The organism is Bacillus sp. P4_D3 (assembly GCF_056401855.1).
On the sequence record NZ_JBFUIN010001113.1, the window covers coordinates 1 to 807 of the forward strand.

The following is an 807-nucleotide window of genomic DNA, read 5'->3' on the forward strand; positions in this document are numbered from 1 at the left end:
AGAAATACTAGGGACGAAGTCTGTCATTGATTGGGTAAATGGTCGGGCAAAAGCATATACAGAGGATGGTAAGGAAGTAAATGCAAATTGGTCTACGGGCAATGTAGGAATGACAGGAGTTTCTTATAATGGTACGTTACCGAATGCTGTCGCAACGACTGGAGTTGAAGGGTTAAAAACAATTATTCCAATCGCAGCGATTAGTAGTTGGTATGACTATTATCGTGCAAATGGGGCAGTAATTGCGCCAGGTGGATATCAAGGAGAAGATACAGATAATATGGCAGAAGCAGTACTAACAAGAAAGAACCCTGAAGTTTGCGGGCAAATTATTAAAGAACTAACAGCTGGACAAGATCGTAAAACAGGCGATTATAACGACTTTTGGGATAAACGTAACTATGTAAAAGATGTAAAAAATGTGAAAGCAAGTGTATTTGTAGTTCATGGGCTAAATGATTGGAATGTAAAAACGAAGCAATTTTCACAGTGGTGGGAAGCTCTTGGCGAAAATAATGTTCCTCGTAAAATGTGGTTACATCAAGGTGGACACGGCGGAACATCAAGTAATAACTGGCAACAAACGCAAAATAAATGGTTCGATTATTGGTTATATGGGATTGAAAATGGAATTATGGCTGAACCGATGGTAGATGTACAACGTGAAAATAAATCGTGGCAAAAAATAAAAAATTGGCCAGATCCAGCGGCTGTACCATCAAAAGTCCGTATGTATTTAAGTAATAAAGCAATCAATTTGCCATTAAGTATGGGATCAGTAAACAATGTTTTCTCATTAGTAGATGA

General features: G+C 38.0%; 1 protein-coding gene. It reads left to right on the forward strand.

Translation table 11 applies throughout. The features are described from left to right. A partial coding sequence (locus AC1DTM_RS29655; RefSeq protein WP_477001610.1) for a CocE/NonD family hydrolase occupies positions 1 to 807 on the forward strand: 807 nt, incomplete at both ends.